Source organism: Sphingomonas sp. NFR04 (genome assembly GCF_900114095.1).
Lineage (GTDB): Bacteria > Pseudomonadota > Alphaproteobacteria > Sphingomonadales > Sphingomonadaceae > Sphingomonas.
The window spans coordinates 78,210-93,581 of the sequence record NZ_FORV01000008.1 but is presented as its reverse complement, the minus strand read 5'-3'; the positions used below and the strand labels follow the sequence as shown (position 1 = coordinate 93,581).

Here is a 15,372-nt window from a genome sequence, read left to right as displayed (position 1 = left end):
CCTTTGCAGCAGGCAAAATAGGGGAGCATGCCCGGAATTTCCAGCATGGCTCCACCCAACCCCCGTCCCGATCATACACTATCGGGCTTGTAGGATTTCCCGGAACCCGCCATTTCGAGGGGCCTACCGCCGCAACAGGGGCATGGATGTTCGCCGGAATCACGCTCGCCGAAATGCTGCCCTATGTCGCCGTCGGTTTCGCCGCCCAGCTAGTGGACGGCGCGCTCGGCATGGCCTTCGGGGTGATTTCGAGCACCTTGCTGGTAAGCGTGCTGGGCATCGCCCCTGCCACCGCCTCGGCCGGCGTCCACCTGGTCGAGACGATGACCACCGGAGTCTCCGGGCTCAGCCATGTCCTGCACCGCAACGTGGACTGGCGGCTGTTCGCACGGCTGCTGATCCCCGGCATCCTTGGCGGTGTGCTCGGCGCCTATGTGCTGACCACGCTCGACGCCTCGGTGACCCGGCCGTTCGTGATGGCCTATCTGTCGGCGATCGGGCTGTATCTGCTGTTCCGCGCGATCCGCTTTGCCCCGCACCAGCGCGAGCCGAGGATCGTCGAGCCGCTGGGCCTTGCCGGCGGGTTCCTCGACGCGGCGGGCGGCGGCGGCTGGGGGCCGGTGGTGACGAGCAACCTGCTGGTCCAGGGCGCGCAGCCGCGCACGACGATCGGCACGGTGAACACCACCGAATTCTTCCTGACGCTCACCATCTCGGCGACCTTCCTGTTCCATATCGGCGCGCGGGGCTTCACCCCAGACTTCTGGCATCCCGTGCTGGGGCTGCTGATCGGCGGGGTGGTGGCGGCACCGTTCGGGGCGATGTTCGCCAAGCGCATGCCGGTGCGGCTGCTGCTCAGCCTGGTCGGCATCGTGCTGACCGCGACCAGCGCGTTCAGCCTCTATCGCGCGCTCGCCTGAACGCATTGCTGCAGCGCAAGGCGTGCAAAGCCGGTCGCTGCGTGGTAGCGACGGCCGCTACGCCGTGAAAGAGGTTAACCTACGTGAGTCTGCCGGTCGACGCCTTCACCCTGAGCTTCCTCTTCTTCTACGTCGCTTCCCTTGTCGTCGCGGTGGTGGTGGGCGGCGCACTGCGGCGGAGCGGCTTCCCGGTGCCCAAGGGACCGCGCTTCGGCAATATCGACGGACTGCGCGGCTTCCTCGCGCTCTCAGTGCTCAGCCACCATTTCTGGATCTGGACGCATGTCGTCGTGTACGGCCAGCCCTGGTCCGCGGCCGACCTGCCCTTTGTCAACCAGCTCGGCGCCGGCGCGGTGGCGCTGTTCTTCATGATCACCGGGCTGGTCTTCTATCCCACCGCGCTCAAGGGGATCGGCCATGTCTTCTGGCCGAAAGTCTATATCGGCCGCTTCTTCCGCATCGTGCCGCTCGTCGCGGTGTCGTTCCTGCTGATTTCGCTGGTGATCGCGCTGCGGACCGGCGCCCGCCCGGGCGCCAGCTACGCCCGCGCCGCGCTCGAATGGATCAGCGCGCACCGCGAGGTGCCGATCCTGGGCTATGCCGACAGCGGGCGCGTCAATGCACTGGTCCTGTGGTCGCTGTGGCAGGAATGGCTGTTCTACCTGTTCCTGCTGCCCGCGGTGGCGCTGGGGCTGCAGGTCGCCAAGCTGGCCAAGCTGCCGAGCTGGATCGTGCCGCTGCTGGTGCTGGCGGTGGGCGCTGTCGCCAACGTCGCGCACGTCGGCGGGAACATGCCGACCTTCTGGCCGCTCTTCGCCGCGGGGATGCTGACCTATGAGCTCTGCGCCCGCGAGGCCATCCGGCGCTGGCTCGCCTCCCGCCCCGCCGCGATCCTTGCCACGCTGGCGATGATCCCCGCGGTCACCCTGACCCACCATGCGCTCAGCCCCGCCTTCTTCGCCTTCGCCTTCTTCTTCTGCTGTGTCGCGGCCGGAAACCGCTTCGGCGGCATCTTCTCGCTGCCCGGCGCGGCGGTGGTGGGTGAAATCTCCTTCGGCATCTATCTGCTGCACGGCATCCTGCTGAACCTGCTGTTCGTCGATGCAAGCTCGATCGTGCGGAGCCTGCCACTGGCGGCGCTGCCGCTGCTGATCCCGGTGCTGGCGGCGATGATCGTGCTGGTCACGGCGGCGACCTATCTGCTGATCGAACGCCCGGCCTGGCGATTCGGCAAGCGGCTCGGCGAGCGGCTGCGCCCCGCCGGGTCGCCCGCTCCGGCAACCGCGCCCTGACAGCGCCGCGCCATACGCGACCGCCGTCCCGAAATGCACGGTCCTTGCGGTCGCAGTATCTATTCCACTCAAAAGATTAAAATGTTAAGCCGCCCGGGCAAAACACGGACATCAGGGGGCGAAATTCGATGGTGGAGGGACTCTCCAGCCGCACAGCCGCGCATGCGGTTCGAGCACGCTTCCTGGCGCTCGACAGCCTGCGTGGCATCTGCGCCTGCATGATCGTCCTGTTCCACCTTCACTCCACCGGCGGCATCACCAACTCCGGCCTCGTGCGCAATAGCTGGATGTTCGTGGATTTTTTCTTTGTTCTCAGCGGCTTCGTGATTTCTTGCGGTTATCTTGATCGGCTGCGTGCCGGCTATCCGATCCGCAAATTCATGCTGCTGCGCCTCGGCAGGGTCTATCCGCTCCATCTGGCGATCCTTGCGCTGTTCGTCGCGCTCGAGCTGGCCGGCTCGGTGCTGGGAACCGCAGGCCTGAGCAGCCGCACCCCCTTCTCCGATCCGCGCACCCTGAGCGAACTCGTGGGCTCGCTCGCGCTCGTACAGATTTTCTGCGGATTCCCCTCGATCGTCTGGAACGGGCCGAGCTGGAGCATCGCCGCGGAAGTATGGACCTACCTGCTGGTCGCCCTGCTCTTCCGCGCCTTTCCCCGCCGGACCGCGCCGATGGCAGTGGGATTGGCCACCGCGGCAGGGCTGGTGCTGGCGCTTGGCGGCCCATCGGCCTGGGACCCGGCGACCGCCTATGCCCTTGCGCGCTGCATCCTCGGCTTCTCGCTGGGCGTACTCGCGTGGATGCTGGTCGCGGCGGTACGCGCGCCGTCGCTGGGGCTGGCGCTGGCCACCGCGCTGGAACTCGTCGCGGCGGCGGGGTGCGTCGCGATGGTCGCGGCGGGCGCCGTCCCGATCCTCGCCCCTCTGCTGTTTGCCGCGACCGTAATCCTGTTCTCGGCCGAACAGGGCCTTGTCAGCCGCTTGCTCAAGCTTCGTTTTTTCGTGCTGCTCGGCACCCTCTCCTATTCGATCTACATGGTCCACACGCTGGTGGTCGCGCGGACGCTGGACGTGCTTTCGCTGGCCGGCAAAATGCTGCACCACCCGCTGGTGGAGACGCGCTTCAGCGGCAGCGGCACGTTGAAGATCCTTACGTTCGCGCCCGATCTGATGGCGTTCGCCGTGCTCGGTATCGTCGTCCTTGTGTCCGCGCTTAGCTATCGCTGGATCGAGACTCCCGCGCGGGACGCCTCGCGCCGATGGCTTTCGCGCCAGGGAGGGGGCGTTCAACCGGCCATAGTCGAGGCAGTGCCCAACACCGATCGTGATTCGGTGGCGCCAACCGTCGCCGCCTGACGCCGCGTTTCAGGCAACGGGCTGTAGCGTGTTGCCGACCGAAACATGCCCTCGCGCAAGGAAGTGCTGCTTCCTTCCCGATAGACGGCCCGGATGGGCAGCCGGCCAGCCATGTTGGCGCACCCGCGAAACCCGCTTCGATGTCGATCCTGGCAAGGATCATGCTCGCCGCCGGGTTCGGGACGCAGTTCTGCGAGCGCGCGCTTCCGAGCCTGCAGCTATCTCTGCAGCGAAGGCAGCGGCAGGCTGCACCTGTTCCGGCCTCCCGGCCCAGCGCAACCATCTACTCCGCCCGATTCGATTAAAATCGCGCGATTGAGTGACGCACTCGATCACCCCAAGCGGGTCTTCCAATTTCCCATCGGCGACTCCGCCCCCTATATCCGGGTTCGCAACAGCAACCCCCGTTCTGGAGGAACAAGACTCATGGCTCTTATCGGCAGCACCATCAAGCCGTTCACCGCACAGGCCTACAAGGAAGGCAAGTTCGTCGAAGTCACCGACGCCGACGTGAAGGGCAAGTGGGCGGTCTTCTTCTTCTACCCGGCCGACTTCACCTTCGTGTGCCCGACCGAACTGGAAGACCTGGCCGATATCTACCCGACCCTGCAGGGCATGGGCGTTGAAGTCTACTCGGTCTCGACCGACACGCACTTCAGCCACAAGGCGTGGCACGACACCTCGCCCGCGATCGGCAAGATCAACTATTACATGCTCGGCGACCAGAACCACACCATCTCGAACAACTTCGACGTTCTGCGTGCGGGCCAGGGCCTGGCCGACCGCGGCACCTTCGTGGTGGACCCGGACGGCGTGATCCAGATCATGGAGATCACTTCGGAAGGCGTTGGCCGTAACGCCCAGGAACTGCTCCGCAAGATCAAGGCCGCACAGTATGTCGCCGCCCACCCGGGCGAAGTCTGCCCCGCCAAGTGGGAAGAAGGCGCCGAGACCCTCGCGCCGTCGCTCGACCTGGTCGGCAAGATCTAAGGCAGACCATCCTCCCCTGTAAGGGGAGGACTAAAGGTTACGGCGCCCGCCCCTGCCCCCCTTGCGGGCGCCGGTTGCGACCCGGAGCGGATCCCCCCTCCGCTCCGGGTCGTTTTAGTAGAAGATACAGGAGTTTTCCCATGCTCGACGCCAATCTGACGCAGCAGCTCAAGGGCTATCTCGTGAACATCCGCGAGCCGATCGAGCTCGTCGCCAGCCTTGGCGAAGACGCCAAGTCGCGCGAGCTGGGCGAGCTGCTGGCGGCCATCGCCGCGCTTTCCGACAAGATCGACCTCGTCCACGCCGACGACAAGCGCAAGCCCAGCTTCATGATCCGCCGCAAGGGCACCGATATCGGCGTGCGCTTCGCCGGCATCCCGATGGGCCATGAGTTCACCAGCCTGGTGCTGGCGCTGCTCCAGGTCGGCGGCCACCCGAGCAAGGCGGCGCAGGAGCTGATCGAGCAGGTCCGCAACATCGAGGGCGATTTCACCTTCGAGACCTATTTCTCGCTGTCGTGCCAGAACTGCCCGGACGTGGTGCAGGCGCTGAACCTGATGGCGGTGCTCAACCCCAATATCCGCCACGTCGCGATCGACGGCGCGCTGTTCAAGGAAGAGGTCGAAGGCCGCAAGATCATGGCCGTGCCGACCGTGTACCTGAACGGCGAACCCTTCGCCTCGGGCCGGATGGACCTGGAGCAGATCGTCGCCAAGATCGACACCGGCGCCGAAGCCCGCGCGGCCGAGAAGATCAAGAGCAAGGACCCGTTCGACGTGCTCGTCGTCGGCGGTGGTCCGGCAGGGGCCGCGGCGGCGATCTACACCGCGCGCAAGGGCATCCGTGTCGGCGTCGCAGCCGAGCGTTTCGGCGGCCAGGTGCTCGACACCATGGGCATCGAGAACTTCATCTCGGTGTCGCACACGGAGGGCCCGAAGCTCGCCGCGCAGCTCGAGCAGCATGTGAAGGACTATGACGTCGACGTCATGAACCTGCAGCGCGCCGAGAAGCTGATCCCGGCGAAGCGCGAAGGCGGCCTGCACGAAGTGGTGCTGGCCAATGGTGCGAGCCTGAAGGCCAAGGCGATCATCCTCTCCACCGGCGCGCGGTGGCGGCAGATGAACGTGCCGGGCGAGGACGACTATAAGAACAAGGGCGTGGCCTATTGCCCGCACTGCGACGGCCCGCTGTTCAAGGGCAAGCGCGTCGCGGTGATCGGCGGCGGCAACTCGGGTGTCGAGGCGGCGATCGACCTGGCCGGCATCGTCGCGCACGTCACGCTGATCGAGTATGACAGCCAGCTCCGCGCCGACGCGGTGCTGCAGCGCAAGCTCGCCAGCCTGCCCAACGTCAAGATCCTCACCTCGGCGATGACCACCAAGGTCAATGGCGACGGCGAGAAGGTCTCGGGCCTCAGCTACAAGGACCGCAACAGCGGCACCGAGCATGACATCGAACTGGAAGGCATCTTCGTCCAGATCGGCCTCGTGCCCAACACAGAGTGGCTGAAGGACGCGGTGGCGCTCACCAATCGCGGCGAGATCGAGATCGACGCACGCGGCGAGACCAGCCAGCCCGGCATCTTCGCGGCGGGCGACTGCACCACCGTGCCCTACAAGCAGATCGTGATCGCGATGGGCGCGGGTTCGACCGCGGCGCTCTCGGCCTTCGATTACATGATCCGCCTGCCGGAAGAAGAACTTCAGGCTGTTGCCGCCTGAGCCCCTGCGCTCCCCCGGTCGCCTCGCGCGTCCGGGGGAGCGGCTATTCGCTTCCCATGTTCGATACAGCCACTATATACCCGCTCGACAATCGAGAGAGGCGATCAGTGGCGCAAACCTACCTCCCTACCCTGAAGCAGCTGCAATATCTGGTGGCGCTGAACGACGCCGGCCATTTCGGCCGCGCGGCGGAGGCGTGCTTCGTCACCCAGTCCACCCTCTCCGCCGGCATCCGCGAGCTGGAGACGCTGATCGGCGTCGTGCTGGTCGAGCGCACCCGCCGGGTGGTGCGCTTCACGCCGCTGGGCGAGCGGATCGTCGAGAAGGCCCGACGGGTGCTGCGCGAGGCGGACGAGTTGGGCGATCTCGCCCGCGCCGCTGGTCGACCGCTTTCCGGCGAGATGCGCATGAGCGTGATCCCAACGATCGCGCCGTTCCTGCTGCCGCGCATCCTGCCGCGGCTCCGCCAGCAATATCCCGACCTCAAGCTCTATCTGCGCGAGGAAACCAGCGGCCAGGCCTGCGAGGCGCTGAGCCATGGCCGCACCGATTGCGTGCTGCTCGCCCTCCCCTTCTCCTGCGGTGACGTGGAGAGCGCCCCGCTGTTCGACGACCGGCTGTTCGTCGCCTTCCGCGAGGGTGAGATGGATCCCACCGGCGCGGTCCATCCCAACGCCATCGACGAAACCCGGCTGCTGATGCTCGAGGACGGCCACTGCCTGAAGGACCATGCGCTGGCCGCCTGCAACCGTCCCGAGATGCGCGCCGAGGCGACGATGCTCGGCACCTCGCTGCACACCATGGTGCAGATGGTCGACAATGGGTTGGGCGTGACCATGCTGCCGGAGATGGCGGTGGACGCGGGCATCCTGGAGCACACCTCGGTGCAGGCGCGGCCGCTCGATTCCGCGAATGCCTCGCGCAACATTGCGCTGGTCTGGCGCAAGGCTTCCCCCCGCGAGCGCGATTTCCGGTTGCTGGCGGACGTGCTGACGGCCGCGCGGACCTAGGGTTCCCACACGGCGCGGAGCTGTTCGAGCTGGTGCATCCGCTCGTGGAGGATGGTGACGATCCCGATCACGCCGTCTGCGCGCTCCCGCCAGTAGACGATGTGGTGCTCCGCTCGCGCGAAATATAGCGGAACGCCGAATTCCGCCGGTAGCGGCCGCCATGGAACCCGTTTGGCCGCAATCGCTCCAAGTCGCTCGAACAACGTGCGAATGTAGGCGTCCGCTTGGTCCTCGCCCCACTGATCGGCCGTGTATTCGTAAATCTCATCGAGCCGACGGTCGGCGGCAGGCTCGATGAAGAAGCCGCTCATCGTGCGGCGCGCCGTGCGCGGTTGCGTTCTAAAACCTCGTCGGCGGTGACGTAGACATACTCCTCGTCCGGCGTCGCGAAGGCGCGCTGCAGCTCAGCCTTCAGCGTCTCGAACATCTCGCGCTCGACGCGTTCCTTGTCGCGGCGGATCAGGTCGCGGACATATTCGCTGACATTCTCGTACAGCCCGTCCTCGCCGACATTGCGGGCGACGAACTCGCTCAGGGGGCCGGAGACTCGGACGTTGAGGTTCATCGGCTTGGTCATGCGCGTACAGATATCATGGAATATCCTGTACGGCTATTCCCAGCCGGCAGCCGCCTCGGCATCAATGGCGCGCGGCTCCACCCAGCGGGTGCCGCCCGCCAGCCATTCGCGCTTCCAGAAGGGCGCGTCGGTCTTGAGCCGGTCGATCAGATAGGCGCAGGCCTCCAGCGCCTCGCGCCGGTGCGCCGCGGCCGTGCCGACGAACACGATCCGCTCGCCCGCCGTCATGCGGCCGACGCGGTGGACGATGGTGACACCCAGCAGGTTCCAGCGATCGATCGCCGCCTCGGCCAGCGTGCACAGCGCCGCCTCGGTCATGCCGGGATAATGCTCCAGCTCCAGCGCCTCGACGCCATCGTCGGTGCGCACCACGCCGGTGAAGGTGGCGACGCCGCCGGCACCGCGCTCCTCCAGCGCCGCGACCTCGACGCCCAGCTCGATCGGCGCGGGATCGACCGAGACGCGGATCATCCGCCCGTCACCGGCGGGAAGATCGCAATCTCGCGGGCATTGCCCAGCAGCGCATCGAGCGGCACGAAGGTCTGGTCGATCGCAGCGCGCAGCTTCGCCGGCTCGGCGAAGGCCGCGGCATGGCCGTCGCTTTGCTGCGCCAGCCACTCGATCAGGTCGGCGACGTTGCGCACCGCCTCGGGCGGGTCGACCCGTTCCTCGCCGGTCCCGATCCGCTCGCGCACCCAGGCGAAGTAGAGCATGGTGATCGGCATCAGCTGTCCATATGGCTCAGGCCGACGCGGAGATAGTCCCAGCCGGTGATCGCGGTCAGCACCGCCGCGCCCCACAGGGTGGCGAGCCCCACTGTCAGCACCCAGCCCCATTCGGGCACCGCGCCGGACAGGATCAGCGTCCCCAGCGACACTAGTTGCAGCGTCGTCTTCCACTTGGCGAGACGCGATACCGGCACCGAAACCTGGATCCCCCCGAGAAACTCGCGCAGCCCCGAAACCGCGATCTCGCGCAGCAGGATCACCAGCGCCGCGATGACGTGCCAGTCGGCGATCACGCCCTTGCCCGCCAGGATCAGGATCACCGCGGCGACCATGATCTTGTCGGCAATGGGATCAAGGAACACGCCGAGCTTCGACACCGTGCCTTGCGCGCGCGCCAGATAGCCGTCGAAATAATCGGTGATTCCCATGAGGCAGTAGAGCGCAAAGGCGATCGCGTACCCGAGCGCCCAGTGCGGCCACCACAGGAATCCCACCAGCAACGGCACCATGAAGATGCGCGACAGGGTGAGAATGTTCGGCAACGTCAACATCGGCCAAGCCCTAGCACCGGCATCCGCCCAGCGGGAAGGCCCAAGGCCCCTGCCGTCAGAAGAATTCGTCGAGCCGCAGATGGAAGTCGAGCCTGACCGGATCAAGCGCAATTCCATAGGCTTGCAGCATCGCCGCAGCTGCTTCCTCGCCGAATTCGGCCAGACTGTGCCAGAGGATCGCAAGGTCCTGCCATGGGTCGGCGACGCCTACCCGTCCCAGATCGATGCAGCCGGTGACCTCGCCGTCCACCACCAGCAGATTGTCGAGCGAGAAGTCGCCATGCGTCACCACCCGTTCGAACGCGGCAGGCATGGCCGCGAGCATCTCGTCCCACACCGCCCGCGCCGACTTGCCCAGCCGCACGGCGTCGAATTCGTCCTCCTCGACCAGCCCGGCCTCCATCCGATCCTTCGCCGCGGCGAGCCGCAACGCGCTATCGGCATTGAACGGGCAGCGCTCGACGGGGATTGCGTGCAGTCGCCGCAGGAACCGCGCAAGCGATGCGGCCAGCGCCGGGGCACCGGCAGGATCCTCCTCCAGCAGCTGATAGGCGGTGCGCCCTGGCAGCCGGGCGGTAAGCAGCCAGCCGCCGTCCGCCTCCAGCCCGAAGCCGTGCAGCGGCGGCACCGGCAGGTACCCGCCGAGCCAGCGCAGCCGCGCCATTTCGTCCACCAGATCCGACAGCGTGTCGGCCCCTGCCATCTTCAGATAGAGGTCGCCCGCGCCCCCACGGACCAGCCGATGGACCGCGCAACCGGACTGACCGACCTGATCGCGGAACCAGCTCCGCCCCGCTACCAGCACGGCCAGACCTGCCGGCACCGCCGCCGGTTCGATCGCCACTTCCCTGTCCATGTCCCCCCCTCGTTCCGCACCATACCGATTAATCGATTGAAGCCGCGCGCGCCCCCCGGTATGCCGCCCCCTCACCGTGCGGAACACCGCAGCGAGGGGAGCTATTATCGAATGATCGGTGCGCTCGGGCTTATGAAGGAGCGCCGCTTCCTGCCCCTATTCATCACGCAGTTCCTGGGAGCGTTCAACGACAACCTCTTCAAGAACGCGATGATCTTTTTCGCGACCTACCAGATTTTCAACTCGGTGGAGGAAGAGACGCGGTTCAGCGCGATCGCCACCGGCATCTTCATCCTGCCCTTCTTCCTCTTCTCCGCGCTGGCCGGACAACTCGCCGATACGCATGACAAGGCCAAGATCATGCGGATCATCAAGATGGCCGAGGTCGGCATCATGCTGGTCGGCGCCGCGGGCATCTTCCTCAAGAGCCTGCCGCTGATGCTGGTCGCGCTGGTCGGCATGGGGGTGCACTCCACCTTTTTCGGGCCGATCAAGTACGCGGTGCTCCCGCAGCACCTGGCCGAGGACGACGTGCTCGGCGGCACCGGCATGATCGAGGCCGGCACCTATGTCGCGATCCTGTGCGGCACCATCGCCGGCGGGCTGATCAGCGCGCATGCCGCCGCGTTCGCCGTGATCGGCGTGGCCCTGGTCGGCTGGCTCGCCTCGCTGCAGATCCCGCCCGCGCCGCCGCTGACGCATCTGGAGATCGACCTCAACATCTTCCGCGCCTCGCACCGGCTGATCTCGGCGACGATGCACATCCGCCGGCTGTTCCTTGCGATCCTCTCGATCAGCGTGTTCTGGTCGATCGCCGCGGTGCTGGGCGTACTGTTCCCGCCGCTCGTCAAGAACGTGTTCCACGCCCAGAAGGACGTGGCGAGCGTGTTCCTCGGCATCTTCTCGATCGGCATCGCGATCGGATCGGTGATCATCAACAAGCTGCTCAAGGGCAATGTCTCCGCGCGCTACTGCGTGCCCTCAGTGCTGGCGATGACCGTGTTCGTCATCGATTTCCACTTCACCGCCCGCTACTGGCCGGTCCACGAAGGACCGCTGCTCAAGACGATGGACTTCGTCCAGATGCCGGCGGCGTGGCATGCGCTTGGCGACCTGATCATGATTGCCACCACCGGCGGCATGTTCGTCGTGCCGCTCTATGCCTTCCTGACCACCACCGTGGAGAAGTCGCAGACCGCGCGGACGGTGGCGGCGAACAACGTCGTCAATTCGGGGGCGATGGTGCTGGGCTCGGTCGGCATCTTCGGCTTCACCCGCATTCCCGGCGTCGATGTCGAGGATGCGCTGTGGGTGGTGGCGGTGCTGGCGCTGGCCTCGGCCTGGTGCGCGCGCAAGCTGCACAAGGAAGGCGACGTGCCCCGCCGCGGCGACGCGCCCGACGCCTGAGCCCGGGCTATAGCAGGAAGGTGTAGAAGCAGACGAAGAAGGCGGTGAAGCTCAGCGCGAAGAGCTTCACGTCGCCGTCCTCGCTCGCCTTGCGCTGGCGCGCGATCACCTGCCGCACATGGCGGCGGAACGGATGGCGGCGGGTGCCGCCTAGGGCGAACGGCTGCTGCATGGCGCAAGGTTAACGCGCCGTTTACGATTTCGACCAGCGGCAAGCATGGTTAACGGCGTCCCGGGGCGGGATGATCCCTTGTCGCGCTCGCCGACGAAAGCCGTATCCTCCCCCGCCAGGGGGAGGTGGCGCGCGGAGCGCGACGGAGGGGGAGGAAGCGCGACGGTTCGAGAGGTTCTGGCATCCTCCCCCTCCGTCAGGCTGCGCCTGACACCTCCCCCTGGCGGGGGAGGATACGCTAGAACCTGGAAAGCTGATCAGCCCTTGGGCGCCGGCCCGGTGGTGGCGCGGACCATCAGCTGGTGTTCCAGCATCACCTGCGGCGTCACCGCGGTGCCCGCCAGCATCAGGTCCGCCGCGGCATAGGCGAGCTCGCGCACCGGCTGGCGGATGGTGGTGAGCGGCGGCCAGACGGCACGCGCCAGGTCCGAATCGTCGAACCCTGCGATCGAGATTGCGTCGGGCACCGCGATGTCCGCCTCGTGCGCCGCCGCCAGCGCGCCGGCGGCCATGTCGTCATTGCCAGCGAAGATCGCGGTCGGCCGGGGAGCGCGCGCGAACAGCGCCCGCGCCGCCGCCCCGCCCGAGGCGAAGCTATAGTCGCCCGCGATCACCAGCGCCGGATCGAAGGCAATCCCGTGCGCCTCCAGCTCCTGGCGATAGCCGGCCAGACGGTCCGCCGAGGAGACGTGGCTTTCGGGCCCGCGGACAAAGGCGATCCTGCGATGGCCCAGATCGATCAGGTGCCGCGTGATCTCCCGCGCCGCCGCGACGTCGTTCATCGTCGTAGCCAGACCATGATCCTTGCGCAGCCCCGGCGCGATCCGGACATAGGGCAGCTTGCGCTTGTCGAGCGCCTCGATCAGCTCCGGCATCTCGGTCAGCGGCGGCGAGAGGATCAGCCCGTCGAGATGCGCCTCGTCGACCAGCGCCAGCACATCGGGCACCATGTCCGGCGCGGTGCTGTCGATCGGCTGCATCAGCAGGCGGTAGCCCAGCTCATGGCAGCGCTCCATCGCGCCCGACTGGATGTGGAAGACATAATAGGGGCTGGGATTGTCGTAGAGCAGCGCCACCTGGAACGAGCGCCGCCCGGCCAGCGTCCGCGCGGCGTGGCTCGGCCGGAAGTTGAGCTGCGCCACCACTTCCTCGACGCGCCGCCGCGTCTCTTCGCTGACATGTTTTTCGTTGTTGAGCACGCGGGAGACGGTCTTGAACGACACGCCGGCGATCTTCGAGACTTCCTTGATCGTCGGACGGCCGGCCATTCTCACTCCTTCGCGACAAGCGTCATTTCGGCATTGCAACATGCTCTTTGCGACAGCTTGTAGCGCGGCCGTTCCGGCTTTGCACGAATTTTGGACAGCGCTGCCAGGCCGAGGGCCCGGCAGCGCCTCGCCTCAGCGCTTGCGCCCGTTGTGGCGGATGTTGCCGGGGCGACCGCGGCGGTGGATCACCCGCTTAGGCGCGCCCTTGCCGGGCCTGCCGGTGCGCTGCGGACCGCCCGCCGATCCCTTGCCATCGGGCAGCTCGAAGCGCAGCGCGCCCGAGACGGGATTCGCCTCCACCAGCCGCAGTTCGATCCGCTGGCCGAGGGTGAATTCCTCGCCGCTATGCTCGCCGACCAGGCGCTTGCCGGCCTCGTCATAATGGAAATACTCGGCGCCCAGGTCGCGCGCCGCGACCAGGCCGTCGCCGCCGATCCCCTCGACGGTGGCGAAGAAGCCGAAATTCTGCACGCCGGTGATCCGCGCCGCCATGATCTCTCCGACATGCGCGGCGAGATAGGCCGCGACATAGCGGTCGATCGTCTCGCGCTCGGCCTCCATCGCGCGGCGCTCGAGCTGGCTGATCGACTGGCCGATGCGGTCCATGCTGCCGGCTTCCTCGGCGGTCAGCCCGCCTGGCCCGAGCCGATAGGCATCGACCAGCGCACGGTGCACGACCAGATCGGCATAGCGGCGGATCGGCGAGGTGAAATGCGCGTAGGAGCCGAGCGCGAGGCCGAAATGGCCGACATTCTCCGGGCCGTAATAGGCCTGGGTCTGGGTGCGCAGCACCTGCTCCATCACCTGCGGGCGGAAGTCCTCCTCGCCGACACGGTCGAGGATGCGGTTGAAGGTGGCCGGGCGGATCACCTGGCCCAGCGCAAACTCGATGTCGAAGGTCTTCAGATATTCCTTGAGCGCGGTGAGCTTCTCGCGCGCCGGCGGCTCGTGGATGCGGTACATCACCGGCGTCTTCTTCGCCTCCAGCGCCTTGGCCGCGGCGACATTGGCGGCGATCATGTAGTCCTCGATCAGCTTGTGCGCATCGAGCCGCTCGCGCGGCGCGACCGAGAGGATTCGGCCCTTCTCGTCGAGCACGATGCGGCGCTCGGGCAGGTCGAGGTCCAGCGGCTCGCGCTTGTCGCGCGCGGCGTTGAGCGCGTGCCAGCAATCCCACAGCGGGCGAAGGGCGTCCAATAGCCCCTCCCCTTCAGGGGAGGGGTTGGGGTGGGGCAGTGCGCCCCCAGCGTCGGATTCGCTCCCAGCTCGGGCCCCACCCCCAACCCCTCCCCTAAAGGGGAGGGGCTTATCTAGGGTGCCGTCGATCGCCGCCTGCGCGTCCTCATAGGCGATATTCGCCGCGAGCCGCACGACGGCACGGGTGAAGCGCCAGCTCTTGAGCGCCCCGCCCTTGGTCACCTGCAGATGGCAGGCGAGCGCGGCGCGATCGACGTCTTCCTTCAGCGAGCACACGTCCGCCGACAGCACCTCCGGCAGCATCGGCACGACGCGATCGGGGAAGTACACCGAATTGCCCCGCTTGCGCGCCTCGCGGTCGAGCTCCGAGCCGGGGCGGACGTAGAAGGAGACGTCGGCAATCGCGACGATCGCCTTCCAGCCGCCCTCATTGGCGGGATCGTCGTCCGGCGTCGCCCAGACGGCGTCGTCATGGTCGCGCGCATCGGCGGGGTCGATCGCGACGATCGGCAGGTGGCGCAGATCCTCGCGCCCGTCGCCCAGCGGCTGCCTGGCGACGCGCTCGGCCTCCTCCAGCAACTCTTCGGAGAAGACGTTGGGGATGCCGTGGCGGTGGATCGCGATCAGCGAGAAGCTGCGCGGCGCGAACGGATCGCCGAGCCGCTCGACGACGCGCGCGGTGATCCGCGGCGGCCGCCCGGCCTTCTCGGCCAGCACTAGGTCGCCGGGCTCGGCGCCGCCGGCATCGGAGACCGGCCAGCTGCGCCGTTCCTTCTTCTCCACGCCCTGCAGCCAGAGCTTGCCGCCCTCTTCGTGCAGCACGCCGAGCATCAGCTCCTCGCCGCGGGCAAGCTGCTTCATCGGGTGCGCGATCCAGCCGTTGCCGGCCTCTTCGGTGCGGGCGAGGATGCGGTCGCCCACCCCCAGCGCCGAACGCTTGCCGCGCAGCTCGCGGACGCGCAGCCTAGGCGCGGGGACATGCTCGGCTTCCCAGCGCTCGGGCACTGCCCAGGTGGTGTCGCCGTCCGCGTCGGTGATCCGCAGCACGGTCACCTTGGGCAGCCCGCCCATCTTGTGGAAGGCGCGGCCGGGGGCGACGTCGATCAGCCCCTCGTCGGTCATGTCCTTCAGGAGCGCCTTGAGCAGGATCTTGTCCTGCGCGCTCAGCCCGAACGCCTTGGCGATCTCGCGCTTGCCGGCGGGCGTGTCCGAGGATGCGATGAAATCGAGAATCTGCTGCCGCGTCGGCAACCCTGCGCTTGTTCTGTTCTTAGCCATTGGCCCCCAACATAGGGGCGATCCGGCCGGACGTCACCTGCGAGCTCCGT

General features: G+C 67.1%; 16 protein-coding genes. 7 read left to right on the top strand and 9 right to left on the bottom strand.

Translation table 11 applies throughout. The annotated features are described in order from the left end of the window. The first annotated feature begins 146 nt into the window (after window positions 1-146). The 6 genes from BM009_RS19340 (at window position 147) to BM009_RS19315 (ending at window position 7,288) form a co-directional block, all read left to right on the top strand. Window positions 147-920: a sulfite exporter TauE/SafE family protein gene (locus BM009_RS19340; protein ID WP_093298690.1), complete on the top strand. Its 774-nt coding sequence runs from the start codon at window positions 147-149 to the stop codon at window positions 918-920. An 83-nt stretch (window positions 921-1,003) separates the two neighbouring features. Continuing rightward, window positions 1,004-2,212: an acyltransferase family protein gene (locus tag BM009_RS19335; RefSeq protein WP_093298689.1), complete on the top strand. Its 1,209-nt coding sequence runs from the start codon at window positions 1,004-1,006 to the stop codon at window positions 2,210-2,212. Between the two features lie 128 nt (window positions 2,213-2,340). After that, window positions 2,341-3,567, top strand: coding sequence for an acyltransferase family protein (locus tag BM009_RS19330; RefSeq protein ID WP_093298687.1), 1,227 nt, complete (start codon window positions 2,341-2,343; stop codon window positions 3,565-3,567). A 426-nt stretch (window positions 3,568-3,993) separates the two neighbouring features. Continuing rightward, entirely contained in the window at window positions 3,994-4,557 is a 564-nt protein-coding gene (ahpC, locus tag BM009_RS19325; protein ID WP_093298686.1) for an alkyl hydroperoxide reductase subunit C, read from the top strand. A 140-nt stretch (window positions 4,558-4,697) separates the two neighbouring features. Continuing rightward, window positions 4,698-6,278 (top strand): alkyl hydroperoxide reductase subunit F, encoded by a 1,581-nt coding sequence (gene ahpF, locus BM009_RS19320; RefSeq protein WP_093298684.1) that lies wholly within the window; start codon window positions 4,698-4,700, stop codon window positions 6,276-6,278. A 107-nt stretch (window positions 6,279-6,385) separates the two neighbouring features. Continuing rightward, window positions 6,386-7,288, top strand: coding sequence for a hydrogen peroxide-inducible genes activator (locus tag BM009_RS19315; protein WP_254772368.1), 903 nt, complete (start codon window positions 6,386-6,388; stop codon window positions 7,286-7,288). On the opposite strand, the gene BM009_RS19310 is transcribed toward BM009_RS19315, so the two are convergent. The 6 genes from BM009_RS19310 to BM009_RS19285 are packed head-to-tail and all read right to left on the bottom strand — an operon-like array spanning window position 7,285 to window position 10,000. Beyond that, entirely contained in the window at window positions 7,285-7,599 is a 315-nt protein-coding gene (locus BM009_RS19310) for a type II toxin-antitoxin system RelE/ParE family toxin (protein WP_093298681.1), read from the bottom strand. The two genes, BM009_RS19315 and BM009_RS19310, sit on opposite strands and share 4 nt — an antisense overlap. Further along, complete coding sequence (locus BM009_RS19305) at window positions 7,596-7,865, bottom strand: ribbon-helix-helix domain-containing protein (protein ID WP_093298679.1); 270 nt, start codon at window positions 7,863-7,865, stop codon at window positions 7,596-7,598. The genes BM009_RS19310 and BM009_RS19305 overlap by 4 nt, the downstream gene beginning before the upstream one ends. A 33-nt stretch (window positions 7,866-7,898) precedes the next feature. Then, complete coding sequence (locus tag BM009_RS19300) at window positions 7,899-8,336, bottom strand: molybdenum cofactor biosynthesis protein MoaE (protein ID WP_093298678.1); 438 nt, start codon at window positions 8,334-8,336, stop codon at window positions 7,899-7,901. Beyond that, on the bottom strand, window positions 8,333-8,590 hold the full coding sequence (gene moaD, locus BM009_RS19295; protein WP_093298676.1) for a molybdopterin converting factor subunit 1: 258 nt from the start codon (window positions 8,588-8,590) through the stop codon (window positions 8,333-8,335). The genes BM009_RS19300 and moaD overlap by 4 nt, the downstream gene beginning before the upstream one ends. Next, the gene (pgsA, locus tag BM009_RS19290; protein WP_093298674.1) at window positions 8,590-9,144 is read right to left on the bottom strand and encodes a CDP-diacylglycerol--glycerol-3-phosphate 3-phosphatidyltransferase; all 555 of its coding nucleotides are present in this window, start codon (window positions 9,142-9,144) and stop codon (window positions 8,590-8,592) included. The genes moaD and pgsA overlap by 1 nt, the downstream gene beginning before the upstream one ends. A 55-nt stretch (window positions 9,145-9,199) precedes the next feature. Then, complete coding sequence (locus BM009_RS19285; RefSeq protein WP_093298673.1) at window positions 9,200-10,000, bottom strand: APH(3') family aminoglycoside O-phosphotransferase; 801 nt, start codon at window positions 9,998-10,000, stop codon at window positions 9,200-9,202. Window positions 10,001-10,111: 111 nt separating this feature from the next. On the opposite strand from BM009_RS19285, the gene BM009_RS19280 reads away from it, so the two are divergent. Continuing rightward, a complete protein-coding gene (locus BM009_RS19280; protein ID WP_093298671.1) occupies window positions 10,112-11,407 on the top strand; it encodes an MFS transporter in 1,296 nt (431 codons plus the stop codon). Between the two features lie 7 nt (window positions 11,408-11,414). On the opposite strand, the gene BM009_RS22720 is transcribed toward BM009_RS19280, so the two are convergent. From BM009_RS22720 to BM009_RS19270, 3 genes are all read right to left on the bottom strand, one after another. Next, window positions 11,415-11,579, bottom strand: coding sequence for a hypothetical protein (locus BM009_RS22720; RefSeq protein WP_175488130.1), 165 nt, complete (start codon window positions 11,577-11,579; stop codon window positions 11,415-11,417). A 257-nt stretch (window positions 11,580-11,836) separates the two neighbouring features. Beyond that, window positions 11,837-12,847, bottom strand: coding sequence for a LacI family DNA-binding transcriptional regulator (locus tag BM009_RS19275; RefSeq protein ID WP_093298670.1), 1,011 nt, complete (start codon window positions 12,845-12,847; stop codon window positions 11,837-11,839). Window positions 12,848-12,979: 132 nt separating this feature from the next. Next, complete coding sequence (locus BM009_RS19270; protein ID WP_093298668.1) at window positions 12,980-15,322, bottom strand: ribonuclease R family protein; 2,343 nt, start codon at window positions 15,320-15,322, stop codon at window positions 12,980-12,982. Between the last annotated feature and the right edge of the window lie 50 nt (window positions 15,323-15,372).